This is a genomic window from Stenotrophomonas chelatiphaga, from assembly GCF_001431535.1.
Lineage (GTDB): Bacteria > Pseudomonadota > Gammaproteobacteria > Xanthomonadales > Xanthomonadaceae > Stenotrophomonas > Stenotrophomonas chelatiphaga.
Window position 1 is genome coordinate 42,871 of sequence record NZ_LDJK01000087.1, and the last position, 26,016, is coordinate 68,886.

Below are 26,016 nucleotides of genomic sequence, written 5' to 3' on the forward strand. Positions count from 1 at the left end.
TTGGTGCGTAGTCAATGCCCCAGATCCGCCCCGCCTCGATTGCGCCATGTCCCCCGCCGGCGCATTCCTGTTTCCGCGCCACTTTCACAGCTTTCCTCATTGTTGGGGCTTCCTGAACGGGTCAGTGTGGATGCAACCCCTCTGCCTCGTGGAGTTGAGTCGTGAACATTGAATCGATCGTTGGCGCCATCGTCGCCATCGTCTGGAGCCCTTACCTGGTCGCGCTGTGCCTGCTGGGTGGCCTGTACTTCAGCATCCGCACGCGCTTCATCCAATTGCGCGCGCTACCGGAGATGCTGCGGCTGATGTTCAAGCACCGCGCGTCGGAATCGGGGCTGTCACCGTTCCAGGCATTGAACATTTCGCTGTCCAGCCGGGTCGGCGTGGGCAACATCGCCGGCGTCGCGATGGCCATCGCCTTCGGCGGGCCCGGGGCCATTTTCTGGATGTGGGTGGTGGCGTTCTTCGGCGCATCCAGCGCCTTCGTCGAATCCACGCTCGCCCAGATCTACAAGCAGCGCGATGCCCAGGGCCAGTACCGCGGGGGGCCGGCGTACTACATGGAAAAGGGGTTGGGCCAGCGCTGGTACGCGGTGATCTTCGCCATCTGCACGGTGGCTGCCGCCGCGATGCTGGCCGGCACCCAGTCCAATGCGATCGCCAGTGCACTGCATGAAGCGTGGGACCTGCCGGTGCACGCCAGCGCAGTGGGCGTGGTGCTGTTGCTGGCACTGATCATCTTCGGTGGGGTGCGCCGCATCGCTGCGGTGACCCAGTGGATCGTGCCGCTGATGGCCACCGCCTACCTGCTGGTGGCGCTGGTGGTGATGCTGCTGAGCTACGAGCGTATTCCTGAAGTGCTCTCGCTGATCATGCGCAGCGCCTTCGGCCTGGATGCCACCTTCGGCGCGATGATCGGCGTGGCGATCCAGTGGGGCGTCCGCCGCGGCGTGCTGTCCAACGAAGCCGGCATGGGCAGTGGTGCCCACCCGGCGGCGGCGGCCGAGGTCTCCCATCCGGTCAAGCAGGGTCTGGTGCAGGCGTTTTCGGTCTACATCGACACCATGGTGGTGTGCAGCGCGACGGCCTTCCTGATCCTGTCCACCGGCATGTACAACGTCTACGATCCAGCGGTGAACGGCGTGCCCGACCAGGCCCGGATGCTGCTGGACAACCTGCCGGGCATGGAGGCGGGGCCGCGCTTCGTGCAGCACGCCGTGGAATCGGCGCTGCCCGGATTCGGCAAGTCGTTCGTGGCGCTGGCGATCCTGCCGTTTGCCTTCACCACCATCCTGGCGCTGTATTACATGGGCGATACCAACGTCAGCTACCTGTGCCGCGACAAGCCTGCGGCGTGGATCGTCAACGTCTTCCGCGTGCTGTTCCTGGCGCTGGCGGCGTACTCGGCGATCAACAGCGCCACGCTGGCCTGGACCCTGGGGGACATCGGCGTGGGCATGATGAGCTGGCTCAACATCATCGCCATCCTGCTGCTGCACAAGCCGGCACTGGCGGCGCTGCGCGACTACGAAACGAGCCGCAAGGCGGGCATCGATCCGGTATTCGAACCTGACCGGCTGGGCATCAAGGGCGCCAGCCTGTGGAACCGCATCACCAAGGCTATCGGCTGAACGCCATTGCGCCCGGGGTCCGCCCGGGCGCAATGGGCTGGGGCTTATTCGCCCGGCGGTACGGTCGCCTTGGCTTCGCTGCCGAAGCTGCCATCGGCGTCGGCGGCCAGGTAGGCGAAGACGGTGTAGGCGGCAACGTTCTGCGCCAGCGCCTTCGGGTCGATCTTGTCCAGCGTGTCGTCGGCGGTGTGGTGCAGGTTGAAGTAATCCGTTCCATCCTGCGCCAGCCAGGCCCAGGCGCCGCCCTTGGCGGCGAGCGGGCCGATATCCGGGCCCGGGCCGCCCTTGTCGGCGGCGTATTCGATGCCCAGCGGCTTGAGCACTTCGGCGATCTGGCGGGTCGCATCGCGTGATCCTTCTGGGTTCGGCGATCCGGTATTGAACGCATAGATGCGGCCGGCACCAAAGTCGCTCTCGGCTGCCAGCTGGTGCAGCACGATGTCCTTGGAATGCGCTTCGGCATACGCCTTGCCGCCGTACAGGCCCTGTTCCTCGTTGGCGAAGGCGACCACGCGGATGCTGCGCTTGGGCGCCTGCTTCAACTGCCCGATCAGGTGCCCCGCGGCCATGGTGATGCCCACGCCGGCCGCGTCATCGATGGCGCCGGTGCCCAGGTCCCAGGAATCCAGGTGGCCACCGATCACCACCACTTCCTTCGGCAGCGTGCGCCCGGTGATTTCACCGATCACGTTGTAGGACGTGGCCGTGCCATCCCAGCCGCAATCCAGCGCCAGGCTGACGGTGGTGGCACCGCGCGCGACCAGCCGCGCCAGCTGGTCGGCATCGGGCACGGACAAGGCGGCCGACGGCACCGGGGTCAGCCCGTCGTCATAGCGGGTGATGCCGGTATGCGGCACGCGGTGCGAATCGGTGCCCGCCGATCGCATCAGGAAGCCGACGGCACCCTTGCGGATCGCCTCGGACGGCCCCTTGCTGCGGATCGCGCCACCGCGCCCATAGTCGCGGCCATCGCGGAACGGCAGCATCTGGTAATCGACGAAGGCGATCTTGCCCTGCAGCGAGCCGGCCGGTGCGGCCTGCAGCGCGGCCAGGTCGGCAAAACGCACGACCTCGGCCTGTACCTTCCCGCCCGGGCTGCCGCCCAGTGCGGTGATCGCCAGCGGCTGCGCATGCGCCCCGACCACGGCGGCATGTTCGCTACGGCGTTCCCACTTGGGGAAGGTCACCGGTTCCTTCCATACCCTGTCGAAACCCAGCGACTTGAAGCGTGCCTCGGCCCAGGCCACGGCGCGGGCATCGGCTTCGCTGCCAGCGATGCGCGGGCCCACTTCGGTGGTCAGCGATTCCACCACCTTCCAGCCGGTGTCATCGGCCAATGCCTGCTCACGCAGCTGGGCGGCGGTATCCAGCGAAGCCGGGGGCAGGGTGGTGATGCGCGGTGCGGCGAACGCCGGCGAGGCGAGCAGGGCAAGGGAAGAGGCGATGGCAAGAACGCGGCGGCGCATGGAGAGGACTCCGGCAGGGGGCATAAGCGTCTGAGCTTAGCAGCGTCATTGCCGGGTGCATGGGCCCTAGGTCATGCCTATCGGAAATGACCAGAACCGGACAGATGGAGCAAAGGTCACCTCCAAAAGGGGCCAGGTTCCTTCAGCGCGAAGGGACCTGACCCCGAGGTCTCACACGGCAGGGGCTCAGCCCTGCGGGGCGGACAGCTTGTCGCGGATTTCGCGCAGCAGCAGGACTTCTTCGCTCGGGCCCTTCGGCGCGGCTTCCTTCTTCTTCGACAGGCGGTTGATGCCCTTGATCACCAGGAAGATGGCGAAGGCCACGATGACGAACTGGATGACCGTATTGATGAAATCACCGTAACCGATCACCACCGCCGGGATCTCCGCCCCATCGGCCGCTATGCGTGCCGGCGCCAATGTCCAGACCAGGTCGGAGAAATCCACCTGGCCGATCACCCAGCCCAACGGCGGCATGATGATCTTTTCCACCAGCGCAGTGACGATCTTGCCGAAGGCCGCGCCGATGACCACACCGACGGCCAGGTCGATGACGTTGCCGCGCGTGGCGAATTCCTTGAACTCAGTGATGAATCCCATTGAGGTCTCCTGAAAAAGTGGGGTAATCGCGTTAAAGGCTAACGCAGCCCATGTCAGCCCGCGATGACGCCATGGCGCTCGCCGACGTTCTCCAGACGCGCACTGAAACGGTCGCCGGGCTTCAATGCGGCCACGCCGGCCGGCGTGCCCATGAACACCAGGTCGCCCGCGCGCAGGCGCCACAGCTGGGACAGCTCGTGCAGGATTTCCGGCACGTTCCAGATCATCTGGTCCAACAGCGATTGCTGGCGCACTTCGCCATTGATTTCCAGCGACAGGTTGAGTGCGGCCAGGTCACCCACTTCACCGGCATGCACGATCTCGCTGATCGGCGCGGACGCATCGAAGCCCTTCGCGGTGTCCCAGGGATGGCCCTTCTGCTTGGCCGCCGCCTGCAGGTCGCGGCGGGTCAGGTCCAGGCCGACCGCATAACCGTACACCAGCGACAGCGCCTGCTCGACCGGCAGCACGCCGTCGGGGGCATCCACGCCGATCGCCACGACCAGTTCCACTTCGTGGTGCAGGTCGCTGGTGGCGGGCGGGTAGGGGATCACATCGTCATGGCCGACCACGATGGCATCGGCCGGCTTGCTGAAGAACATCGGTTTGCCGCGTGCCGCTGCGTCCGGCACTGCCGCCCCCATTTCCTTGGCGTGGTCGGCGAAGTTGCGGCCCACGCAGTAGATGCGGTGCACCGGGAAGGTGCCGCCGCCGACTACCGGGATGCGGGGAATGGGCTGGGCAGGAATTACATCGGTCATGCGCGCTTCCTAACGATCAGGTCGTCGCAGTGTAGCGCCGGTCGCGTCCGGTAGCGTTCGGTAACGGCGGTAGCGCCGAGCCATGCCCGGCGAGCGCAGCGGGCGCGGCATGACGACCAGCGGTCGTCACTACCGGGCAACCGCCAGGTCGGGAGGACCCGATCAGTGCGTCGGCAATGCCGGCTTGCGTACCACGCGGTACTCGCCTTCCACCACGTTGGCATCGACCGCCCGTGCGGGCGCCTTGCGCTGGGCCAGCAGCTTCCAAGCCAGGCCGGCCATGATCATTGCCGCGCCCACGAACACACCGACGAACACCATGACGCCCAGAATGGCGACGCCAAGCAGGCCTACCGCTACGCGCACCAACGGATGACGCGGCTTGCGCGGCGCAAACAGGGTGCGGAACTGGGCGAACTGGAAGGTGCGGTTGATCATCGGTAACTCACTTTGCTGAAATCAGCGAACCCACAGTATCGGGGCGATGCTTTATCTGGTGAGTGAAAAAATCGTTAATTTGCAGCCGTGTTCATTGCAGATCAAGCACTTGCGTTCATGCAGCAGCCAGCCATATCCCCAGCCATGCGACAATTGGATTTATTCCAGCTCCAGAGTCAGAAATGTCCGAACAGCCGCTGATCGCCCTCGACAACGTTACCGACGGCGGCTTCGCCGAGGTGGAGGTGCTGATTGAAGGGGATGCGGAATCGCTGTTGATCCATCGCGATGGCGATGGCGTGCGCGGCTTCCTCAACATCTGCCCGCATGCCGGGCGACGGCTGGACTGGGCGCCGGGGCAGTTCCTGAAAAGCCGCGAAGGCCATCTGGTCTGCGCCGCACATGGCGCCTCCTTCGCGCTGGACAGCGGCGAATGCGTGGCCGGCCCCTGCAAGGGCGACCGGCTGCGGGCCGTGCCGCTGCAGGTACGCGATGGCCAGGTGTTCCTGGCGGGTTGATGGCAGGGCTGGACGGCCCGGTAGTGACGGCCAGCGGCCGTCACTACCGGGCCGGCATTGCATCGGTAGTGACGGCCGCTGGCCGTCAACATTGCATCGGTAGCGCCGAGCCATGCTCGGCGAGCGCAGCGGGAGCAGGGCAGCAGCGTGACGACCAACGGTCGTCACCCACCAGGGCCGGTCGTCACCCACCAAGGCCGGTCGTCACTCACCAAGGCCGGTCGTTACCCACCAGCCCAGGGCATGACGGCCAGCGGCCTTCACTACCGGGCCGTCATGCAGCCGGCTCAGAACATGATGTTGATCATCGCCACCACCACCAGCGTGTAGATCAACGACAGCGGTGCGCCCACCCGCCACAGTTCGCGCGGAGTGTAGTTGGCCGGGCCGGTGATCATTGAAATCACCGGGTTGGAGGCGGTCATCAGGTTGTTGGAGGCCGACAACGCCACGATCAGCGCGAATGCGGTGGGATTGCCACCGGCCGCCAACGCCAGGTTCACCGCGATCGGCACCATCACGATGGTCGCACCGACATGGCTGATCACCAGCGAGAACGCCGTGGTCAGCAGGGCCAGCGCCACTTCAAGCACCCACAGCGGGATGCCTTCGGGCAGTTTGTCGATGGTGTGCCCTGCCACCCAGGCCGCCGCGCCACTGGAATCCATCGCCCAGCCCAGCGGGATCAGCCCAGCCATCATGAAGATGGTCTTCCAGTTGATCGATGCGTAGGCCTCGTCCATGCGCAGCACGCCGGTGAGCAGCATGCCAGCCACGCCGGTCATCAGCGTCAGCGCCACCGGCAGCTTGGAGGTCAACGCGATCAGGATGGTCAGCGCGAAGATGCTCATCGCGATCTTGAACTTGTGCGGGCGCTGTTCGCCCTTCGGGTAGTCGGTGACGATGACGAACTCGCGCCCGCGCGCGGCCTGCGCAAGGTCGGTCCAGATGCTGTGGAAGACCAGCATGTCGCCGGCACGCAGCTGCACCTTGCGCACGTCCTCGCGGATGACCTGCTTGTCCCGGTTGATCGCCAGCAGGCTCAGGCCGCGTTCCTTGCGCAGGCGCAGTTCGGCCGCGCTCTTGCCGATCACATCGGACGTCGGCGGCACCACCGCTTCGGAAATACCGGCGCGGCTGGGATTGAACAGGTCACCGAGGTGCTTGAGCCGCGAGGACATGCGCAGGAACTGGTTCTGTGCGAAATCGCTGACCAGCTGACGCGAGCCCATCACCCCGATCACGCTGCCCACCCAGATGCGCATCTCCGCCGGCGGCGCCAGGCGGGTGTCGTTGCCGGTCTTCAGCGCCAGCAGCAGCGGCGCATCGTGCACGGTCTCGGCCTCGCCCAGGGTCATGCCGACCAACGGGCTTTCGGCGGTGACCACCAGTTCGAAGACATCGCCTTCGATACCGTAGGTCTTGGCGAAGTAACTTTCCGTACGCGCCGGGGTCACCCCGTCATTGGCCAGCGTTTCCTCTTCCACCAGCTTGCGGTTGCCGTAGAAGTGGAAGTACAGCAGCGAAGCCACCAGCAGGGCCACGCCGATCGGCAGCGGGGCGAACATCCGCAGCGGTTCGATGGTGGCCAGGCCAGAGGGCAGGTTGTTGTTGGCCGAAGCCAGCAGATCGTTGAGCAGGATCAGCGGCGAGTTGCCGACCATGGTCAGCGCACCGCCCATCACGATGGCCGCGGCGATCGGCAGCAGCAGGCGCTGCAGGGTCAGCCCGGTGCGCGCGGCCAGCCGCGAGGCGACCGGCAGGTACAGCGCCATCACCGACGGGTTCTGCATGAACGAGGAGTTCAAGCCGGCGATCGCGGTGGTCATGATCAGCAGCCGTTGTTCCACCCCATGCCCGCGCCGCAGCAGCCAGGCGGCCAGCCGGTTCAGCGCGCCGGTGCGGTCCAGGCCCGCGCCGAGGATGGTGGTGGCGATGATGCTCATCACCGCGTTACCGGAGAAACCACCGAAGATTTCTTCCGGCGCGATCAGGCCGGTCACGCCCAGCACCACCAGCACCACCAGCGCGACCACGTCGGCGCGGATGCGCTCGAACAGGAACATCGCCATCGTGAAACCGACCAGCCCGAGGACGAGCTTCATGTCGGTGGTCAGCGTCAGCGCGGTTTCCATGGGGGGCGCGGTCCGGTCGGAGTCAGGAGGTCAGGTGCGGTCGTACAACAGGTCCCAGACGCCATGGCCGAGCTTCTGGCCGCGGGTCTCGAAATGGGTCTGCGGCCGCCATTCCGGACGCGGCACATGGCCGCGCGGGCCGGCCCGGTTGACCAGCCCGGCGGTGGCGTCGAGCACGTCCCACATCTGCTCGGCGTAGTCTTCCCAATCCGTGGCGCAGTGCAGGCGGCCACCGGGGCGCAGCTTGCGCACCAGCAGTTCGGCGAAAGCCGGCTGCAGCAGGCGACGCTTGTTGTGGCGCTTCTTGTGCCACGGATCGGGGAAATAGATGCGCACTTCGTCCAGCGCACCGTCGGCGATTTCCTTCTCCAGTACTTCCACCGCGTCGTGGTGGTACAGCCGGACATTGTCGACGTTGTCCTCGGCCAGCGCGTTCAACAGCCGGCCCACGCCGGGCGCGTGCACTTCGATGCCGATGTAATCGCGGCTGGGATCCTGCTGGGCAGCGAAGCGCAGGGCCACGCCATTGCCGAAGCCGATCTCCATCACCTTGTGCGCATCACGGCCGAAGGTGGCGGCCAGGTCACGCACGTCGCCGCTGAAATCCAGGCCGAAGCGCGGCCAGCGCTCATCGAACGCGCGCTGCTGGGCCGGGGTGAAGCGGCCCTGGCGGAGCACGAAGCTGCGGATCTCGCGGCGTCCTTCGTGGACGGTGAACGGCTTGGCCGGGGCCTTGGCGCCGGTACTGGAAAACGGGTCGGTCATCAGCCGATCAATCCATCAATGGGGGAAGAGGCGCTGGCATAGCGCTTGCGCGGGATGCGGCCGGCCAGGAAGGCCTCGCGGCCGGCTTCGACCGCCTTGCGCATCGCGCTGGCCATCAGCACCGGGTGGCGCGCGCCGGCAATGGCGGTGTTCATCAACACGCCGTCGCAACCCAGTTCCATCGCGATGGCGGCATCGGACGCGGTGCCGACGCCGGCATCCACGATGATCGGCACCTTGGCGTCTTCGATGATCTGCAGCAGGTTGTACTTGTTCTGGATGCCCAGACCGGAACCGATCGGCGCGGCCAGCGGCATCACCGCCGCGCAGCCGATCTCTTCCAGGCGCTTGGCCAGGATCGGGTCGTCGGAGGTATAGACCATCACTTCGAAGCCGTCTTTCACCAGCATCTCGGCGGCCTTCAGCGTGGCGACCACGTCCGGGTACAGCGACTTCTGGTCGCCCAGCACTTCCAGCTTGGTCAGGTTGTGGCCATCGAGCAGCTCACGCGCCAGCCGGCAGGTGCGCACCGCGTCTTCGGCGGTATAGCAGCCAGCGGTGTTGGGCAGGATGGTGAAACGGTCCGGCGGCAGCACGTCCAGCAGGTTCGGTTCGCCCGGGTTCTGGCCGATGTTCGTGCGGCGGATGGCGACGGTGACGATCTGCGCGCCGGCGGCTTCGGTGGCCGCGCGGGTTTCGTCCAGATCCTTGAACTTGCCGGTGCCGGTGAGCAGGCGCGAGGCGTAGGTCTTGCCGGCAATGACCAGCGAATCAGAAGGGGCGTGATGGTTCATGACGCGATTATCGCATGGGGTAACCAATGCAGGGGCTGCAGGAACCGGTGGCGCCGAGCCCTCCTCGGCCGATCCCACGGCGGCAGGTGTCACCCACCGCCCAACGCATGCACGATCTCCACCACGTCGCCGTCGGCCAGCACGTGCGTGGCATGCAGGCTGCGGGTGATGATCTCGCTGTTCACCTCCACCGCCACGCGGCGTTCAAGCAGCTGTTCGTACTGCAGCAGGTCCTGGACGGTGGCGCCGGGGGCGAGGGTGCGGGCTTGGCCGTTGAGCTGGATGTTCATTCCGCCATTGTCGCCGATACACCGATTTCGGGCAGCCAGACGCCGCCAGCCATCGCCGATCCATGCCCCCGGGCGGGCTTCAGGCGACAATGCATGCCGCGGCGCAGCGTGACTTTGCCTGCGCTGATGAAACCATTGCACCGTGCGCTGGCGTATTGCCGGCGCTTGATCCCACAGGAGTTTCCCCATGTTGTCCAGTAAACGCCCCGTCCGCACCCTGATCGCCGCTGCGCTCGCCCTTGCCGCCCTGCCGGCCATGGCCGCCGAGCCGGCGTTCAACCGCACGGTGTTCTTTGGCGACAGCCTGACCGACAGCGGCTATTTCCGTCCGCTGCTGCCCGCTGCGGTGCAGCCGGTGACCGGCAAGTTCACCACCAACCCGGCCTGGGTATGGGCCGAACACGTGGCCGACTACTACGGCACCAACGCCACCCCGAACGGCAACGGCCAGAGCGGTGACAACTACGCTGCCGGTGGCGCCACGGTGGCCACCGATGTCGTCGGCCCGCTCGGTCCGACCCCGTCGCTGGCCACCCAGGCCAGCCGCTACCTCGCCGCCAATGGCGGCAAGGCCGATCCGAATGCGCTGTACACGGTGTGGGGTGGCGCGAACAACCTGCTCGGCATCACCACGCCGGCGCAGGCACCGGCGGTGATCGGCGCGGCGGTAACCAGCCAGATCGGCATCGTCGGCAGCCTGCAGGCGGCAGGCGCCAAGTACGTGGTGGTGCCGAACCTGCCCGACATCGGCCTGACCCCGATGGCGCGTGCCGGCGGCCCGGCCGCGATGGCGCAGTACACCGCCGTGGCCACTGCCTACAACAACGCGCTGTATGGCGGCCTGACCCAGGCAGGCATCGAGTTCATCCCGCTGGATACCTTTACCATCCTGCGTGAAATCGTCGCCTCCCCGACCACCTACGGCTTCCGCAACGTGACCAACGCGGCGTGCACCGTGGCTTCGTCGGTCACCTGCAACCCGACCAGCCTGGTGGCCCCGGATGCGGCCACCGCCTATGTGTTCGCCGACGGCATCCATCCGTCTGCGGCCACCCACGAGATGCTCGGCCAGTACGCCATTTCGGTGCTGGAAGCCCCGCGCCTGCAGCAGGTGCTGACCCATTCGGCACAGACCATCGGCCGTTCGCGTGCCGACCAGGTCAGCCTGCACCTGGGCGGTGCACCGGCCGATGGCCTGTCGTGGTGGGGCGGCGTGCGTGGCGACATGCAGCGTTACGACCACGCCGATCTGTACGACGGGCTGGCCCCGGCCGGCCTGTTCGGCATCGACTGGGCGCGTGATGGCATGGTCGTCGGCGGCTTCGCCGGCTACGGCCGCATGGATGCCGACTTCGGCAACAGCCAGGGTGACTTCACCCAGTCCGACACCACCGTGGGCCTGTTCGCCGGCTGGTATGGCGAGCGTGCGTGGGTGAACGGCCAGGTCAGCTACAGCTGGCTGGACTACGACGTCACCCGCAAGGTGCACCTCGGCCCGGCCACCCGCGAACACACCGGCTCGCCGGAAGGCAGCAACCTGACCGCGGCCCTGAATGCCGGCTACGAGTTCGGCCAGGAAGGCAGCTTCCGCCACGGCCCGGTCGCCGCGGTGATCTGGCAGAAGGTCAAGCTGGACGGCTACCTGGAAAGCAACCCGAGCAGCACGGCGCTGGGCTACAGCGACCAGGATGCCGATTCCACCGTTGGCCGCCTCGGTTGGCAGGCGCGCCTGGACGGCGGCAGCATCAAGCCGTACGTGCAGGTCACCTACGACCACGAGTTCGAAGACCGCCAGGAAGGCAGCGCCTTCCTGCAGAGCCTGCCGGGCGTGGGCAGCTACCGCGTGCCGGGCCTGAAGTTCGACAAGGACTACGCCACCGCCATCCTGGGTGCGCGCATGGAACTGTTCGGCCTGCAGAGCAACATCGGCCTGAGCGCCACCACGATGCAGAAGAAGGCAATGGACACCTCGATCTTCGCCAGCTTCAGCGGCGCGTTCTGAAGGCAGTGACGGCTTGGTGGGTGACGACCGTTGGTCGTCACCTTCCGCACGGCGGCGGATTGCGCTTTTCATGGCCCGCCGCCTACACTGTCGCCCTGCGCTGCGGGTGTAGCTCAATGGTAGAGCTGTAGCTTCCCAAGCTACTGACGAGGGTTCGATTCCCTTCACCCGCTCCACGGTCTGCGTTACAGCGCAGCCAGCAGCGAAGCGCGGGACTGCAGCAGGCGATCGGCGTCCAGGAACGCGGTGCCCTGCAACGCCAGGAAGCGCAGGTCATGCACGCCCACGCAGCCCAGTGCGGCCTGCAGTTAGGGGGTCAGGAAGTCCGGTTGGCTGGGCGTTCGCCGCTGTATACCCCGCCGGAGGCCACGGCGACGAAGACCGGCCTGTCCGCCAACAATCCCTGTTTGCCTTCCGACGTCGCCGCGAAACTGCGGCCGATACGAACGATCTGGTCGATCCATGCCTTCAGTACCGAGGGCACGGTGAAGTTATGCATCGGGGTTCCGATCACCACCAGATCCGCCGCTTCCAGCTCGCCGATCAGCTTGTCGGACAACCGCACCGCATCCGGGTGCGGTGCCGCTGCCATTGCCGCCGGTGAGGCCAGCGCCGTGGCATAGCCATCGCCAGCGTGTGCGATCGGCTGGTGGCCCAGATCGCGCCGGACCACGCGCGCCTGCGGATGCAGGTGCAGCAGATGGGCGAGGATGCCCGCCGACAACTGACGGCTGTGCGAGTGCGCGCGCGCACTGCAGTCGATATGCAGGATGTTCATCGAATCCTCTGCTCAAAAAGGTAGTGACGGCCGCTGGCCGTCAACCCAACGGGCCGTCAACCCGACGGGCTGCCAGCCCAATGGGCCCAACTCACTGCCGCATGCCGATCGCAAGCCGGTTGAAGGCGCTCATCAGGGCGACGGCGAAGGTCAGGTCGGCGATTTCCACCTCGTTGAACTGCGACGCCAGCGGCGTGAAGTCCGCGTCCGGTGCATGGGTCTGGTCGACATGGCTCAGCGATTCGGTCCATGCCAGCGCGGCACGTTCGCGGTCGCTGAAGCGCTCGCTGACCCGCCAACCGGCAACCGCGTCCAGCTGCGCGGCCGGCATGCCACCGGCGCGCAGCGATTTGGAATGCATTTCCAGACAGAACGCGCAGCCGTTGATCTGCGACACCCGCAGCCAGACCAGTTCAAGCAACTGCTTGCCCAGGCTGCTTTTTTCCAGCGCATTCTTGGTAGCGATCAGGCCTTGGTAGGCGTCCGGCGAAAGGGTCCAGTAGGGAAGGCGAAGCAGGCTCATGGGAGGTTCCTGGAAAGGGGAGGGGCGTTGTGCAGCTGCCGCCAATCTACGAGACTGATGACCCTGTATACAGGGCCAAGAATCGTGAAACCGACTGGGACATTCGTGCTGGACCCGCAGCTGCTGCGCCCGCTGCGCAACGATGCCCTGCCGCTGTACCTGCAGCTGTACGACCGTTACCGCCAGGCGATCGCGGCCGGGAAGCTGCAGGCAGGGGATCGCGTTCCGTCGGTGCGTGGGTTGGCGAGCGAGCTCGGCGTGGCGCGCGGCACCATCGAACAGGCGTACCAGATGCTGGTCAGCGAGGGGTACCTGACCCCGCGTGGTGCGGCCGGCACGGTGGTGTCGCCACGGCTCGGCGCTGTTGCAAGTCCCCCACACCCTGAAACGGCATCTACGCCACCGCAGCCGGTGCCGCATGCGCAGACCGTGGACGGCCAGGTGCTGCCGTTCCAGCTCGGCCTGCCGGCACTGGATGCATTCCCGCGCAAGACCTGGGCGCGGCTCGGCGGCCGCCACCTGCGCCAGCTGGACACGATGGCGCTGGCATCGCCGGATCCCGCCGGGCACGAACCGCTGCGAAGGGCGGTGGCGACCTATCTGGGTATCTCGCGCGGCATCAGCTGCACGCACGACCAGGTGTTCATCACGGCCGGCTACCGTGGCGCGCTGGAACTGGTCTGTCGCACGCTGCTGCAGCCCGGCGACGTGGGCTGGTTTGAAGATCCAGGCTATCTGTTCGCCCGCCAGTTCCTGCAGCGTGCCGGGATGCGCCTGGCGCCGGTGCCGGTCGATGCCGAAGGCCTGCACGTGGACATCGCCCAGCGGCGCGCGCCGGATGCCCGCTTCGCGGTGGTCACGCCCACCCACCAGAGTCCCACCGGTGTGGCGTTGTCGCTGCCGCGTCGGCTGGAACTGCTGGAATGGGCGCAGCGCCAGCGCAGCTGGATCATCGAAGACGACTACGACAGTGAGTTCCGCTATCACGGCCGCCCGCTGCCCGCCTTGAAAAGCCTGGACCGCGAACAGCGCGTGCTCTACACCGGCACCTTCAGCAAGGTGCTGTTCCCGGGCCTGCGGCTGGCCTACCTGGTGGTGCCACCGTCGCAGGTGGCGGCCTTCCACGACACCGTCAATCACCTGCCCGGCGCGGGGTCGATCCTGCCGCAGGCGACCGTGGCGGACTTCATGGATCAGGGCCACTTCGTGCGTCATCTGCGGCGCATGCGCGCGCTGTATGCCGAGCGTCGCGGGTATCTGGTGGATGCGCTGGCGCGCGAGGCCGGCGATTGGCTGCAGGTGCAGCCGCAGGCCGGCGGCATCCACGTGCTGGCGCATCTGCCGCTGGGCGAAGACGACGTGCCGCTCGCCGCCGCCGCCCGCGCCCACGGCCTGGCGGCCGAAGCGCTGAGCCACTGGCGCCTGGAACCCTCCCCGGAAGCCGGCCTGCTGCTGGGCTTCGCCAACTTCAGCAGCGCCGCCGATGCCACCGCCGCCGTCGCCCGCCTGAGCGCCGTCAAAAAAGGGGACGGAGGGAATTAAGTCGCCAACCGCACATCAGGCTGACAAGGACTTAATTCCCTCCGTCCCCTTTTACATGCTGCGCGCTATGCTTCGCGCTTCCGCACGGCCCGCCCCCGATGAAACTCGCCATCCTTTCGCGCAACAGCAAGCTGTACTCCACCCGCCGCCTGGTGGAGGCCGCGCGCAGCCGGGGCCACACCGTGCGCGTGCTCGATCCGCTGCGTTGCTACATGCGCATCGCCGCCGACGGCTTCACCATGCATTACAAGGGGCGGCCGATGACCGGCGTGGATGCGGTGATCCCCCGCATTGGTGCGTCGGTGACCCGCTACGGCACCGCCGTGCTGCGCCAGTTCGAACTGATGGGCGCGCGCACGCCCAATCCCTCCGATGCCATCCTGCGTTCGCGCGACAAGCTGCGCGCGCACCAGCTGCTGGCGGCCAAGGGCATCGACATGCCCATCACGGTGTTCGGCGACAACCCGGATGACACCGTCGACCTGCTGTCCATGCTGGGCCCGCCGCCGCACGTGGTGAAGCTCAACGAGGGCACCCAGGGCAGGGGGGTGATCCTGACCGAAAAGGCGAGCGCGTCACGCGGCATCGTCGATGCGCTGCGCGGCCTGTATGCCAACTTCCTGATGCAGGAGTTCATCGGCGAAGCCCAGGGCGCGGATCTGCGCTGCCTGGTGGTCGGTGACCAGGTGGTGGCCGCGATGCAGCGCCAGGCACCGGAAGGCGACTTCCGCTCCAACCTGCACGCCGGCGGCACCGCCCAGCTCGCCAAGGCCAGTCGTGCCGAGGCGCAGGTGGCAGTGAGATCGGCCAAGGCGCTCGGGTTGAGCGTGGCGGGGGTGGACCTGATCCGCTCCGCGCGCGGCCCGCTGGTGCTGGAAGTGAACTCCACGCCGGGGCTGGAAGGGGTCGAAGGGGCGTGCAAGGTGGATATTGCCGGGCGCATCATCCAGCACGTCGAGAAGATCGTAAGTCGCTGAAATATCAGTAGAAACGATTTTTCTTGATCCGTCCGACGCAGATTTAACGACCCTTTAATCGCCGCTGACGTATCGTCCATCACACCGCAGCTCTGCCTCATCAGCAGGATCGGTATCGGGATATGAAACTTCAGACCCGGACGGAGACGTCCGGGTCTTTTTTATGCGTCGCCGCCTGCCGCATGCCCCTCGCTTGATCAACCCGCCTATCGCTCGTACAGTTCGGTTTCGTTCATGGAGGAAGCACAGATGAAGTCGGTTCTGATTGCAGCATTCGCCGTTGCCTTCGGTGTGGCCGGTGTCGCCCACGCCAAGATTGATTCCAAGCCCGCCCGCGATTCCGCGCTGGTGCAGCTGGATGTTGAAGAGTCGGTGACCCAGCAGTTGGCCCGCGTGGAAGGGGCCCTTCACAGCGAGCGGTACAGCGAGATCGGCATGGAGGACAAGAGCAAGGTCAGTGCCGCGATTGCCCGCATCCGCACCAACCTGGGCAATCACGAGACCGTGGAGCAGGCCAATCCGCAGGCACGTACCGCGATCTTCAACGACCAGGAAACGATCAACACGATCCTGACCCGCGCCCATGCCGACAGCAAGATGGTCTGCCAGCGCGAGCGCTTGACCGGCAGCAACCGCCAGACCCAGGTCTGCCTGACCGTCGCCCAGCGTCGTGATGCGCGCAACAACGGCACTGACGCGCTGCGCAACTACAACCGCATCAACCCGTACTCCCCCAATCCCTGAGCGTCACCCAGACATTGCCCGTACTGGCGCACGGGAACCTCCCTGCGCCAGTGTCGGCCGGTTGCCGGCATCTCGACGGTACTTTCCTCCCTTGATTCCATCCTCACATGACTCTTACAGTCAGGGTTCTTTCAAGGAGGAGACCCGTATGAAAACGCTTCACGCCATGGCTTTTGCCATCGCCCTCGGCCTGACCAGCCTTTCCGCGCATGCCCACGTGCAGTCTGAATCGGCCGCCGGCAACACGGCCGCGCCGGTCCAGCTCAACGTGCGGGCCTCGGCCCAGGAGCAGCTCGCCGGGGTGGAGCGCGCGCTGTACAGCGAGCACTACAGCGAAGTGAGCCTGGAAGACAAAAGCAAGGTCAGCGCGGCCATCAACCGCATCCGCACTCGGCTGGGCGAGCACGACAGCGTCGAGCAGACCACGCCACAGGCCCAGACCGACATCCTCAACGACCAGTCGGTGGTCAATACCATCCTCAGCCGGGCCCACGCCGACAGCCGCATGGTCTGCCGTCGCGAGCGCGCCACCGGCAGCAACCGGCCGGAGCGGGTGTGCCTGACCGTCGCCCAGCGTCGCAAGATGCAGGAAGACTCCAAGGAAGGCCTGCGTCGCTTCCAGCACACCAATCGGTGACCTTGACGCGCCCTGCGCGCGGTTTCGTGTGAAATGTTAATGCCCGGGTCTGTATGGTTGGCGTCAGCCGGCAACAGACCCCGGGTCGCAACCCGCGGGTTGCGGCCATGCCGAACCGGCACCCCATCATGAAACAGAGGTCCCAGTGCGAATTCTCGTCATCGAAGACAACAGTGATATTGCCGCCAACCTCGGCGACTACCTCGAGGACCGCGGCCACACGGTGGACTTCGCCGCGGACGGTGTGACCGGTCTGCACCTGGCCGTAGTGCACGAGTTCGACGCCATCGTGCTGGACCTCAACCTGCCGGGCATGGACGGCATCGAAGTCTGCCGCAAGCTGCGCAATGAAGCGCGCAAGCAGACCCCGGTGCTGATGCTGACCGCGCGTGACTCGCTGGACAACAAACTGGCCGGTTTCGACTCCGGCGCCGACGATTACCTGATCAAGCCGTTTGCGCTGCAGGAAGTGGAAGTGCGCCTGAATGCGCTTTCTCGCCGCGGCAAGGGCGTGCAGACCCGCGTGCTGGAAACCGGCGATCTGGAATACAACCTGGACACGCTGGAAGTGCGCCGGCAGGGCAAGCTGCTGCAGCTCAACCCGACCGCGCTGAAGATCCTGCAGGCGCTGATGGAAGCCTCGCCGGCCGTGGTGACCCGCCAGGAGCTGGAAACCCGCGTCTGGGGCGAGGAACTGCCGGATTCGGATTCGCTGCGCGTACATATCCATGGCCTGCGCGCGGTGGTGGACAAGCCCTTCGAGGTGCCGATGATCCAGACCCGCCATGGCATCGGTTACCGGATCGCCGCGCCGGATGCCTGAAAACGCAGCACCCAGGCGGCCACGCCGGCGCGGACCGTATCGTCGCCGGCTACGCAGCCGCATCATCGTGTCCTTCGTGCTGTTGGGCTTCTGCCTGACCACGCTGTTTGCGTTCGCCACCAACTGGGCGCGCATGCGGGTGGAAAACCAGCTCGTCGAAGACGTGATGAATCGCAATATCGACGAATATGCGCGGCGTTTTGCGTCTGACTCCAGTCGTAATCCCGATCTTCCGGTACAGCAGATGTTCGCCCGGCTGGTCAAGCCGGACCGCTTCGAAGCGCTGCGCCAGGAAGAGCCCGACTGGTATGAGTTCACCGACGGCATCCACAGCGTCAGTGGTACCGATGATCGCGGCCAGCCGTATTCGTACAAGCTCGCCGTGCGCAAAACGCCGCAGGCGTGGTTCTTCCTTGCCTACGACATGACCGAAAGCCTGCGCGGCGAGACACAGCTCAACCGCGCGCTGTTCCTGTCGGTGCTGGTGTTCAGCCTGCTGTCGCTGGTGCTGGGCTGGTGGTCGGCGTCGAAGGTGATGAAGCCGGTATCGGACCTGGCCAAGCGGCTGCGCGCCTATCGCGGTGGCACCAGTGATCCCGAACCGCTGGCGCCGCGCTTCCCCGACGACGAGGTGGGCCAGTTGGCGCAGGCGCTGGACGATTATTCGTCGCGGCTGACCGAAGTGGTACAGCGCGACCGCGAGTTCAACGCCGACGTCAGCCACGAGCTGCGTACGCCGCTGGCGGTGATCCGTGGTGCCACCGAACTGCTGCTGACCCGGCCCGGGCTGGACGAAAAAGTGCTGCAGCGCCTGCAGCGCATCCAGCGTGCCGAACAGCAGTGCAGCGATCTGATCGGTGCGTTGCTGCTGTTGTCGCGCAACGAGCGCGGGCAGGGCACCAGCAATGTGGCGCGGGTAGCCGAACAGCTGCTCGATTCGCACCGCGCGCAGCTGGGGGGCAAGCCGATCACGCTGACCCTGGAAGGCGCCCGCGACGTGATCGTGGACGCGCCGGAATCGGCGTTGTCGGTGGCGTTGGGCAACCTGATCGGCAACGCGGTGAAGTATTCGCAGGACGGCGAAGTGCGGGTGAATGTCGGCAACAACGCCGTATCGGTCGCCGACAGCGGCCCCGGCCTGAGCGAGGAAGATGCCGCCAAACTGTTCCAGCGCGGCTACCGCGGCACGCATGCCGGCCACTCGCAGGGCGGTGGCATCGGCCTGTCGATCGTCAGCCGCCTGTGCGATCTGTACGGCTGGCAGGTAAGCGTGCGCCCCGGCGGCGACCGCGGCGTAGTGGCCACGTTGACCTTCGCCCCGAAGCTGCTCGCCTGACCCCGTAGGATAATCACGCCCTGGTAGGTGACGGCCGCTGGCCGTCTTGCTTCTGGTAGGTGACGACCGTTGGTCGTCACGCTCCCGCCGCTGCACTCGCCGAGCACGGCTCGGCGCTACCGCTCCAGCTTCGGTAGTGACGGCCGCTGGCCGTCTTACTTCGGTGGGTGACGACCGTTGGTCGTCACGCTCCTACCGCTGCGCTCGCCAAAAACAGCGCAGGTGATCAGCCCAACGCATCCGCCAACTGAAGATACGCGTGATGCAACTGCTCCACCTGCGCCTGCAGCGCATCCGGATGACCCGCATTGCTCACCACGTCATCAGCCAACGCCAGCCGCTGTTCCCGGGTGGCCTGCGCATCGATCATCCGCTGCGCCAGCACCGCGTCACTGCCATCACGCTGCATCAGCCGGGCAAGCTGAAACGCCTCAGGCGCGTCCACAACCAGCACCCTGTCCAGCCAGCCATAAACCTGACGCCCGCCTGCCTCGGTCAGCAGCGGAATCGCGGCGATGGCATACGGGCTTGTGGCCTGCTCGCACTGGCTGCGTAGCAGCTCGCGGATGGCGGGGTGGGTGATCGCTTCCAGCGCCTTGCGTTCGGCCACATCGGCGAACACGTGGGCACGCAGCCGCGCGCGGTCCAGCGCGCCATCGCCCAGCAGCATGCCGGGCCCGAATCGTTCGGAAATCATCGCCAGCGCCGGGCTGCCCGGCGTCACCACCGCACGCGCGGCCAGGTCGGCGTCGGCGACGCTAACCCCCAGCGCCTCGAAGCGCCGGGTCACCTCGCTCTTGCCGGAGGCGATGCCCCCGGTCAGGCCGACGACGAACCGGCTCATCGCAGGCCGGCGTATCTCAGGTAGCCGTCGATCAACGGCTCGCCCCACATGAAGACCAGCCAGCCGGCGATGGCCAGGTAGGGGCCGAAGGGAATCGGCGTAGCGCGGTCACGGCCGCGGCTGTACAGCCAGATCGAGCCCACCACGGCGCCCACTACCGACGACAGCAGGATGATCGGCAGCACGCCTTTCAGCCCGCACCACGCGCCCAGCGCGGCCAGCAGCTTGAAATCGCCGTGGCCCATGCCTTCCTTGCCGGTCAGCTGTTTGAAGATCCACCACACCGACCACAGCGACAGATAGCCCACCAGCGCGCCCAGCAGGGCAGGCTTGGCCGGCATGTACAGATTGTCGACCGCGCCGATCAATCCCAGCCACATCAAAGGCAGGGTCAATTGGTCCGGCAGCAGCTGGGTGCGCATGTCGATGCCCGACAACGCCACCAGGAAGCAGGACAGCACGATCGCGCCAAAGCCCTGCCAGCCGAAGCCGAACTGCCACACGCTGGCGAGCACCAGCACGGCAGTCAGCAGCTCCACCAGCGGGTACTGGATGGAGATCGGGGCCTTGCAGTGGCGGCACTTTCCACCCTGGATCACCCAGCTGAACAGCGGGATGTTCTCGTACCACGACAGTTTGTGTTTGCAGTGCGGGCAGTGCGAAGGCTCCACCACGATGCCCGGCGGCGGCGGCTCGTAGATGTCCTCCTGCTCCAGCACCTCGTGCGCGTCGCGCTTCCACTGCCATTCCAGCCGCTTGGGCAGGCGCAGGATGACGACGTTGAGGAAGCTGCCGAGCAGCAACCCCAGGCCGGCCGCGGCGGGGTAGCCGAGGACCGGATGCTGGTCTAGAAATGCCATGTGTTATCCAACCACCGCGCCGAGTTTGAAGATAGGCAGGTACATACCGATCACCATACCGCCAACGACCACGCCAATGAAGACCATGATCATGGGTTCCAGCAGGCTGCTCAGCGCATCGACGGCATTGTTCACTTCCTGCTCGAAGTACTCGGCCACCTTGAACAGCATGGTATCCAGGGCGCCGGCCTCTTCGCCGATGGCCGTCATCTGCACCACCATGTGCGGGAAGATGTTGACCTGCTTCATCGCCATGTTGACCGGGTAACCGACCGACACATCGTCACGCATGCGCAGCACGGCCTCTTCGTAGACCTTGTTGCCGGTGGCGCCAGCGACGATGCCCAGTGCTTCCACCAGTGGCACGCCGGCCTTGAAGGTCACCGCCGTGGTACGGGCGAACCGGGCGATGGAGCTGTTGTGCATGATCTGGCCGATTACCGGCACTTTCAGGATCAGGCGATCCATGCCGTGCTGCATTCGCGGTGAGCGCTTGTAGGCCATGATGAAGCCGACGATGGCGCCACCAATGACAATGGCGATCAACCACCACCACGACACCATGAACCGCGATAGATTCACGATCATCTGGGTGAACGCGGGAAGCTCGGCGCCGAAGCTCGTGAATACCTCCTCGAACTGAGGTACCACGAAGATGAGAAGAATTGACGATACGATCAGCGCTACTGCGATGACCATGGAGGGGTAGAACAAGGCCTTCTTGATCTTTCCCTTCAGCGCTTCAATGTTCTCTTTGTAATTTGCCACAGTGTCGAGCACCGTCTCCAGGACGCCTGCGCCCTCACCGGCACGCACGAGGTTGCGGTACAGCTCATCGAACTGCACGGGGTGCCTGCTGATTGACTCATGCAGGGATGAGCCGCCCTCGATATCGGTGCGGATGGTGTCGACCATCTTTTTCATCCGCGGGTTTTTGTGGCCCCCGCCGATGATTTCGAGCGATGACACGATGGGCACGCCCGACTTCATCATGGTGGCCATCTGGCGGCTGAAGAACGCGATGTCCTTCGGCGACACCGCTTTGCCTGTCTGCCCGAACAACGGCTTGGACTTCGGCTTGACGATCTTCGGCGAGATGCCCTGACGGCGCAGCTCGGCTTTGAGCAGGTTCGCATTCTTCGCCAGCTGCTCACCTTTCATCTTGACGCCGCGCTTGTCGGTCCCCTCCCAGACAAACGGCGCTAATTCCATGGTGCTACGCGCCACGGGCTCTTTCTTCATCGCACTGCGACTAGCTGACATTTCTACGCTCCCCGACCTGCCATCCCCAGCAGGCATCTATCAGTGGATGCTAGCGGATTCCTGCCCATCTGGGCAGTGCGGCATTGAGGTGACGCGCTCGGGATGTCCTCATGGGCCAAAGCTGACGCGCTGCGTCACATTGCCTGATTCATCCCAGAACCCAGTAGCGGGGCTTCCCAATCCAGGAAATGCTGGCATCATTGCCGCCGGGGGAGATCATGAGGGCGTGCCGGGGAAGTTGGCACGCAACCTGCTTAGTCTTCCTCTGCAAGGTGCTGCGGCCCGCTCCACTGGTGGGACCACCGGCTCCGGCAGCAGTTCCTTTCCACACCACCTAATTCCTTGGGGATGTAAAAATGAAGAACCAGAAGGGCTTTACCCTGATCGAACTGATGATCGTCATCGCGATCATCGCAATCCTGGCCGCGATCGCGCTGCCGGCTTACTCCGACTACACCAAGAAGTCCAAGGTGTCGGAAGTCGTGCTGGCTGCTTCGGCCCTGCGCACGGCGGTTGCTGAATACGCTTCCTCCAACAATGCGCTGCCGGCTGCTTCCTGGACCGGTTTCGAAGCTCAGTCCTCCAAGTACGTCAGCGGCGTTACCTGGGACGGCAGCCAGATCACCGCGACCGCTCGTGCCATCGGCACCGGCGTTGACGGTCAGACCATTACCCTGGGTGCGGTCGTTGCCTCGGCTACCGGCACGGTTGCATGGACCTGCGGTGGCTCGATCCCGGCGAAGTTCCGCCCGGGTAGCTGCCAGTAATTTGTAGCCTGGCTAAGGCTACATCGTAGTTCAGTGACCCCGCGCAATGCGGGGTTACTTTTTTTCAGGGGTGCGGGGATATGTTGACATTGCGCAGAATTGCGCCGTGGTGCTTTGCCGTGGCGCTGATTATTTACCTCCGCCCTTATACGGGCATCCGGCACGATGCAGCCCTGTACCTCGCGCAGGCTCTGAGAATTCTCGATCCGGATATTTTCAACAAGGACTTGTTCTTTCTTGCCGGAAGCCAAGCCGACTTTACGATCTTCCCGCGATTTCTTGCATCGCTTCTGAGGCAGTTCGACCCCGGCAGCACCTTCCTTGTGTTGGCCATGGCGGGAAGACTGCTGTTCTTCCTGGCAAGCGTGTTGGCGATCCGAGCGATCTTTCCTCGAAGCGCGTGGTGGCCCGCTCTGTTTGCTCTCATTATCATGCCGACGCAGTACGGCTCAGCCAGCATATTTGCATATGCAGAGCCGTTCTTGACTTCTCGGCCGTTCGCCGAAGCGCTTTGTCTGGCCGCTATCGCGCTGCTTGTCAGTGACCGACTTAAGCTGGCGCTTGTCTTCTTCGCAATTGCTGGTTTGCTCCATCCGTTGCAATCACTGGCCGCCGCAATGGTGGCGTGGTGCTGGCTGGTTAGTTCAGATCGTCGCTGGCTTTGGGCCCTAGCGTCGATTGCACCCGTCGTTGGGCTCGCTGTGCTTGGCATCGCGCCGTTTTCCGGGCTCTTGCTGAGTATCGACTTTGACTGGTGGGAACTGATCACTACGTTCAGCGGGCAAATCTATCTAAACACCTGGGATGCGCGTGATTGGTGCATTGTAATCACCGATGTCTACCTACTCTATCTGCTGACCCGTGCCGAGCATGAGCGCCTGGCGCGCCTGGCCACAGCAGCACTTGCAGCCTTGGCAGTGGGCCTCACGGCAACCGCACTGTTGGCCGATTTGATGCAACTGGTCTTACCCACTGGCCTTCAAACATGGCGGGTCCTATGGGTCGCGCATTGGCTGGCCATGGCCGGTATTCCCTATCTCGTATGGCAGGAATGGCAGCGACACGACCGCGATCTGGTCACAGTGGCGCTACTGGTCTGCATTGCAGTTACTGGAGCCAGCATCGCACGGACCACGCTGCCTTGGGCCGTATTGGGCCTGATTCCGCTGCACATCGCATGGCCTCATCTGCGTCCGAAGGTCAGTCGGCCAATGCGTTTGTTCATGCTCATTGGGCTGGCACTGGCACTGTTGGCTGCGACTTTCCGCTACCAGCTTCGTGCCTGGATTGTTTACTCGGCATATGGGAGCGATCTGGAGCGCGTCCGCCAAGACGTTGTCGTACTTGGTTATCCACTTGTCGCTGCTCTTATCGTGCTCGGCGCGTACTTTATGTACCGTCGGTCGGGTGCAAAGACCGGCGCGCTCCTTGGTGTGCTCAGCTTGTTCATGGTTCTTGGTGCAGCGTGGTCATGGGATGCCCGAAGTCCCTGGAGCCGAACACTTGAGGCTTCTCGAGGCGTTGATGTTTTCAAGTGGGATATTCCCCGCGATGCGAGCGTCTACTGGTATTCCTCGGAGGTGTCTCCGCTCGGGCCATGGTTGGTACTCAATCGCGCCAACTACTTCAGTGTCGTTCAAATGGCTGGCCAGATGTTCAATCGAGGCACGTCCATCGCAGGCATCGAGCGGCAGCTTCAGCTGAACCCGGTTAGCACCCAGGCCGAAGTCTGTGACTTCATGAATGCGATGAACGATGATCCGGCAGCTTGCTGGATTGGCGAGGAGGGGCTGCGCTATATGTGCACGCCATATCGAGACGTCCCCCAGCCCGATTACTTCGTGCTGCCCTTCAAGCAGAAATCGAACATCATCGGGCATTGGCAGCCGAAGCATCCAGACACGGGGGTCGTGCTGGGCGACTTTTACCTCTACAGATGTAAGGACTGGGTCGAAGCTGGGATTCAGTTTCCTGCAGGCCACTAAGTATTGCCGGAGAGTTGATGATGTCCGCTGGTCTTCATGGGAATAAGATGATCAATGCCTTCAAGTCGCGACGGGGCGTGATAAAAGAAAGTGTTGGTTATCTCGCCGCTTCAGGTCTTGCGCTGGCAGCTGATCTTTCGATTTTCATGCTGCTCTCGTACGCTGGATTCGGCTGGTACAGCGCTGCGGCCGTGGGCTTCCTGATAGGCAGCGTCTGCGCGTACTGGATCAGTGTTCGCTACGTCTTCAGCAGTCGCTGCTTACATTCTGCTTCAGTTGAGATGGCGGTCTTCGTGCTTATAGGTTGCTTCGGTTTGCTCATTGTCCAGGCTTCGATGTGGATCGGTATTGAAGTGCTGGGCATGCCGCCGATAGTGGCTCGGTTGATTGCAGTTGGTGGGTCATTCACCAGTAATTTCATGCTGCGGAAAATGGTTTTGTTCAGAAGTGCGCGTACGTCGCACGTCATCGGGGAAAAGGGAGCTGTCTGATGCAACATGTCGTGATTATTGGCGCCGGCCCCGCGGGGCTGACTGCAGCGCTGGAGTTGGCTGGGCGGCCCAATATCAAGGTTACCGTGCTTGAAGCCGATGACTGCGTTGGCGGAATTTCCCGCACCATTGAGCACAATGGGAATCGCATCGACATCGGCGGCCATCGATTTTTCTCGAAATCGGATTGGGTGATGCAGTGGTGGGCAGATTTGATGCCGATCCAGCATGACGTGAATGTGCCGGTCAACCTCCGGTACCAAGGAAAATCGCGCTCTGCTTTGCCAGAAGCTAGGCAGGTCGAGCAGCAGGAAGCTGCCTCCATGCTCGTCCGCAATCGTCTTTCGCGGATCTACTTCAACCGAAAATTCTTCTCGTACCCGCTCAAGTTGAACCTGGATAGCGTGCGGAATCTTGGTTTGTTCAAATCGTTCTTTTTTGGCCTCAGCTACATGAGGTCAAAGGTGACCCGCATCGAGCCGGAAGTGAGCTTGGAAGATTTCCTGGTCAATCGCTTCGGGCGGCGGCTTTATGAACAGTTCTTCAAGGAATACACGGAGAAGGTCTGGGGCGTTCCCTGCAGCGACATCAGCGCGGAGTGGGGTGCCCAGCGTATCAAAAGTCTGTCGATAATGAAGGCGATGCTGCATGCTGCCAAGTCTGTGATTGGCCTGGGAGCCAACGCGACGCAGACATCGTTGATTGAGAACTTCCTGTATCCGAAGCATGGTCCGGGCGAGATGTGGGAAGTTGCAGCGTCCAAACTGGTTGCGCAGGGCGGAACCCTGCTCATGGGTCACAGGGTGACTGGGTTGGAGATCGAGAGCGGCGCAGTTCGTGCGGTTACGGCTGATTTCGGGCAGGGGAAGTCAATCACGATCGACTGTACCCACGTTGTTTCTACGATGCCGATTCGTGACCTTGTCGCAGCGTCGTCGCATAGTTGGTCCGAAAATGTGGTGGACATCGCAGGCAAGCTTCAGTATCGAGACTTCATTACCGTCGGACTTCTGTACCAGGCGAGCCAGCTGCCGCGGCAGCTTGAG

At 64.4% G+C, this 26,016-nt stretch carries 26 protein-coding genes and 1 tRNA gene; 14 read left to right on the forward strand and 13 right to left on the reverse strand.

Going from position 1 to position 26,016, the window contains the following annotated elements; genetic code table 11:
* The first annotated feature begins 161 nt into the window (after window positions 1-161).
* Complete coding sequence (locus tag ABB28_RS15990) at window positions 162-1,631, forward strand: alanine/glycine:cation symporter family protein (protein ID WP_057687367.1); 1,470 nt, start codon at window positions 162-164, stop codon at window positions 1,629-1,631.
* Between the two features lie 44 nt (window positions 1,632-1,675).
* On the opposite strand, the gene ABB28_RS15995 is transcribed toward ABB28_RS15990, so the two are convergent.
* The 4 genes from ABB28_RS15995 to ABB28_RS16010 all read right to left on the reverse strand — a co-directional run bounded on the left by ABB28_RS15995 (window position 1,676) and on the right by ABB28_RS16010 (window position 4,896).
* Window positions 1,676-3,097, reverse strand: a complete 1,422-nt coding sequence (locus ABB28_RS15995) for a M28 family peptidase (protein ID WP_057687368.1) — start codon at window positions 3,095-3,097, stop codon at window positions 1,676-1,678.
* Between the two features lie 186 nt (window positions 3,098-3,283).
* Window positions 3,284-3,697, reverse strand: coding sequence for a large-conductance mechanosensitive channel protein MscL (mscL, locus tag ABB28_RS16000; protein WP_057687369.1), 414 nt, complete (start codon window positions 3,695-3,697; stop codon window positions 3,284-3,286).
* 53 nt (window positions 3,698-3,750) lie between these two features.
* Entirely contained in the window at window positions 3,751-4,458 is a 708-nt protein-coding gene (locus tag ABB28_RS16005) for a fumarylacetoacetate hydrolase family protein (RefSeq protein WP_057687370.1), read from the reverse strand.
* 162 nt (window positions 4,459-4,620) lie between these two features.
* Window positions 4,621-4,896 (reverse strand): hypothetical protein, encoded by a 276-nt coding sequence (locus ABB28_RS16010; RefSeq protein ID WP_057687371.1) that lies wholly within the window; start codon window positions 4,894-4,896, stop codon window positions 4,621-4,623.
* Between the two features lie 182 nt (window positions 4,897-5,078).
* Between ABB28_RS16010 and ABB28_RS16015 the strand changes: the two genes are divergently transcribed.
* Entirely contained in the window at window positions 5,079-5,414 is a 336-nt protein-coding gene (locus ABB28_RS16015; protein WP_057687372.1) for a Rieske (2Fe-2S) protein, read from the forward strand.
* Between the two features lie 287 nt (window positions 5,415-5,701).
* Here ABB28_RS16015 and ABB28_RS16020 read toward each other — a convergent pair whose 3' ends face one another.
* From ABB28_RS16020 to thiS, 4 genes are all read right to left on the reverse strand, one after another.
* Complete coding sequence (locus tag ABB28_RS16020) at window positions 5,702-7,549, reverse strand: SLC13 family permease (RefSeq protein WP_057687373.1); 1,848 nt, start codon at window positions 7,547-7,549, stop codon at window positions 5,702-5,704.
* A gap of 30 nt (window positions 7,550-7,579) precedes the next feature.
* Window positions 7,580-8,314, reverse strand: coding sequence for a tRNA (guanosine(46)-N7)-methyltransferase TrmB (gene trmB / locus ABB28_RS16025; protein WP_057687374.1), 735 nt, complete (start codon window positions 8,312-8,314; stop codon window positions 7,580-7,582).
* Window positions 8,314-9,108: a thiazole synthase gene (locus ABB28_RS16030; protein ID WP_057687375.1), complete on the reverse strand. Its 795-nt coding sequence runs from the start codon at window positions 9,106-9,108 to the stop codon at window positions 8,314-8,316. Before ABB28_RS16030 ends, trmB begins: the two co-directional genes overlap by 1 nt.
* An 89-nt stretch (window positions 9,109-9,197) precedes the next feature.
* Entirely contained in the window at window positions 9,198-9,398 is a 201-nt protein-coding gene (gene thiS, locus ABB28_RS16035) for a sulfur carrier protein ThiS (RefSeq protein WP_057687376.1), read from the reverse strand.
* A 187-nt stretch (window positions 9,399-9,585) separates the two neighbouring features.
* Between thiS and ABB28_RS16040 the strand changes: the two genes are divergently transcribed.
* Window positions 9,586-11,400, forward strand: coding sequence for an autotransporter domain-containing esterase (locus tag ABB28_RS16040; protein ID WP_057687377.1), 1,815 nt, complete (start codon window positions 9,586-9,588; stop codon window positions 11,398-11,400).
* Window positions 11,401-11,502: 102 nt separating this feature from the next.
* Window positions 11,503-11,576: transfer RNA gene (locus ABB28_RS16045), tRNA-Gly, on the forward strand.
* A 140-nt stretch (window positions 11,577-11,716) separates the two neighbouring features.
* Here ABB28_RS16045 and ABB28_RS16050 read toward each other — a convergent pair.
* Window positions 11,717-12,178, reverse strand: a complete 462-nt coding sequence (locus ABB28_RS16050) for an FMN-dependent NADH-azoreductase (RefSeq protein ID WP_211260402.1) — start codon at window positions 12,176-12,178, stop codon at window positions 11,717-11,719.
* A gap of 91 nt (window positions 12,179-12,269) precedes the next feature.
* Entirely contained in the window at window positions 12,270-12,701 is a 432-nt protein-coding gene (locus ABB28_RS16055) for a carboxymuconolactone decarboxylase family protein (protein WP_057687378.1), read from the reverse strand.
* Between the two features lie 84 nt (window positions 12,702-12,785).
* Between ABB28_RS16055 and pdxR the strand changes: the two genes are divergently transcribed.
* From pdxR to ABB28_RS16085, 6 genes are all read left to right on the forward strand, one after another.
* Window positions 12,786-14,243 carry a MocR-like pyridoxine biosynthesis transcription factor PdxR gene (pdxR, locus tag ABB28_RS16060; protein ID WP_245625358.1) on the forward strand — a complete coding sequence of 486 codons (1,458 nt, stop codon included), beginning with the start codon at window positions 12,786-12,788 and terminating at the stop codon, window positions 14,241-14,243.
* A gap of 98 nt (window positions 14,244-14,341) precedes the next feature.
* On the forward strand, window positions 14,342-15,220 hold the full coding sequence (rimK, locus tag ABB28_RS16065; RefSeq protein ID WP_057687379.1) for a 30S ribosomal protein S6--L-glutamate ligase: 879 nt from the start codon (window positions 14,342-14,344) through the stop codon (window positions 15,218-15,220).
* A 249-nt stretch (window positions 15,221-15,469) separates the two neighbouring features.
* A complete protein-coding gene (locus ABB28_RS16070) occupies window positions 15,470-15,964 on the forward strand; it encodes a hypothetical protein (RefSeq protein ID WP_057687393.1) in 495 nt (164 codons plus the stop codon).
* 148 nt (window positions 15,965-16,112) lie between these two features.
* Entirely contained in the window at window positions 16,113-16,601 is a 489-nt protein-coding gene (locus ABB28_RS16075) for a hypothetical protein (RefSeq protein WP_245625359.1), read from the forward strand.
* 145 nt (window positions 16,602-16,746) lie between these two features.
* The gene (locus ABB28_RS16080) at window positions 16,747-17,424 is read left to right on the forward strand and encodes a response regulator transcription factor (protein WP_057687381.1); all 678 of its coding nucleotides are present in this window, start codon (window positions 16,747-16,749) and stop codon (window positions 17,422-17,424) included.
* A complete protein-coding gene (locus tag ABB28_RS16085) occupies window positions 17,417-18,760 on the forward strand; it encodes a sensor histidine kinase (RefSeq protein ID WP_057687382.1) in 1,344 nt (447 codons plus the stop codon). The genes ABB28_RS16080 and ABB28_RS16085 overlap by 8 nt, the downstream gene beginning before the upstream one ends.
* 226 nt (window positions 18,761-18,986) lie before the next feature.
* Here the strand turns inward: ABB28_RS16085 and coaE are convergent, their stop codons facing one another.
* The 3 genes from coaE to ABB28_RS16100 are packed head-to-tail and all read right to left on the reverse strand — an operon-like array spanning window position 18,987 to window position 21,727.
* The gene (gene coaE / locus ABB28_RS16090) at window positions 18,987-19,604 is read right to left on the reverse strand and encodes a dephospho-CoA kinase (RefSeq protein WP_057687383.1); all 618 of its coding nucleotides are present in this window, start codon (window positions 19,602-19,604) and stop codon (window positions 18,987-18,989) included.
* Window positions 19,601-20,464: a prepilin peptidase gene (locus tag ABB28_RS16095; protein WP_057687384.1), complete on the reverse strand. Its 864-nt coding sequence runs from the start codon at window positions 20,462-20,464 to the stop codon at window positions 19,601-19,603. Before ABB28_RS16095 ends, coaE begins: the two co-directional genes overlap by 4 nt.
* 3 nt (window positions 20,465-20,467) lie before the next feature.
* Window positions 20,468-21,727 (reverse strand): type II secretion system F family protein, encoded by a 1,260-nt coding sequence (locus ABB28_RS16100; RefSeq protein ID WP_057687385.1) that lies wholly within the window; start codon window positions 21,725-21,727, stop codon window positions 20,468-20,470.
* A 356-nt stretch (window positions 21,728-22,083) separates the two neighbouring features.
* On the opposite strand from ABB28_RS16100, the gene ABB28_RS16105 reads away from it, so the two are divergent.
* The 4 genes from ABB28_RS16105 to ABB28_RS16120 form a co-directional block, all read left to right on the forward strand.
* The gene (locus ABB28_RS16105; RefSeq protein WP_057687386.1) at window positions 22,084-22,494 is read left to right on the forward strand and encodes a pilin; all 411 of its coding nucleotides are present in this window, start codon (window positions 22,084-22,086) and stop codon (window positions 22,492-22,494) included.
* A 119-nt stretch (window positions 22,495-22,613) separates the two neighbouring features.
* Window positions 22,614-24,479, forward strand: a complete 1,866-nt coding sequence (locus ABB28_RS16110) for a hypothetical protein (protein WP_161809875.1) — start codon at window positions 22,614-22,616, stop codon at window positions 24,477-24,479.
* 20 nt (window positions 24,480-24,499) lie between these two features.
* Window positions 24,500-24,970, forward strand: a complete 471-nt coding sequence (locus ABB28_RS16115; protein WP_161809876.1) for a GtrA family protein — start codon at window positions 24,500-24,502, stop codon at window positions 24,968-24,970.
* Window positions 24,970-26,016: FAD-dependent oxidoreductase (locus ABB28_RS16120; RefSeq protein WP_152983498.1), on the forward strand; the 1,047-nt coding region annotated here is incomplete at its 3' end. The genes ABB28_RS16115 and ABB28_RS16120, both read left to right, overlap by 1 nt.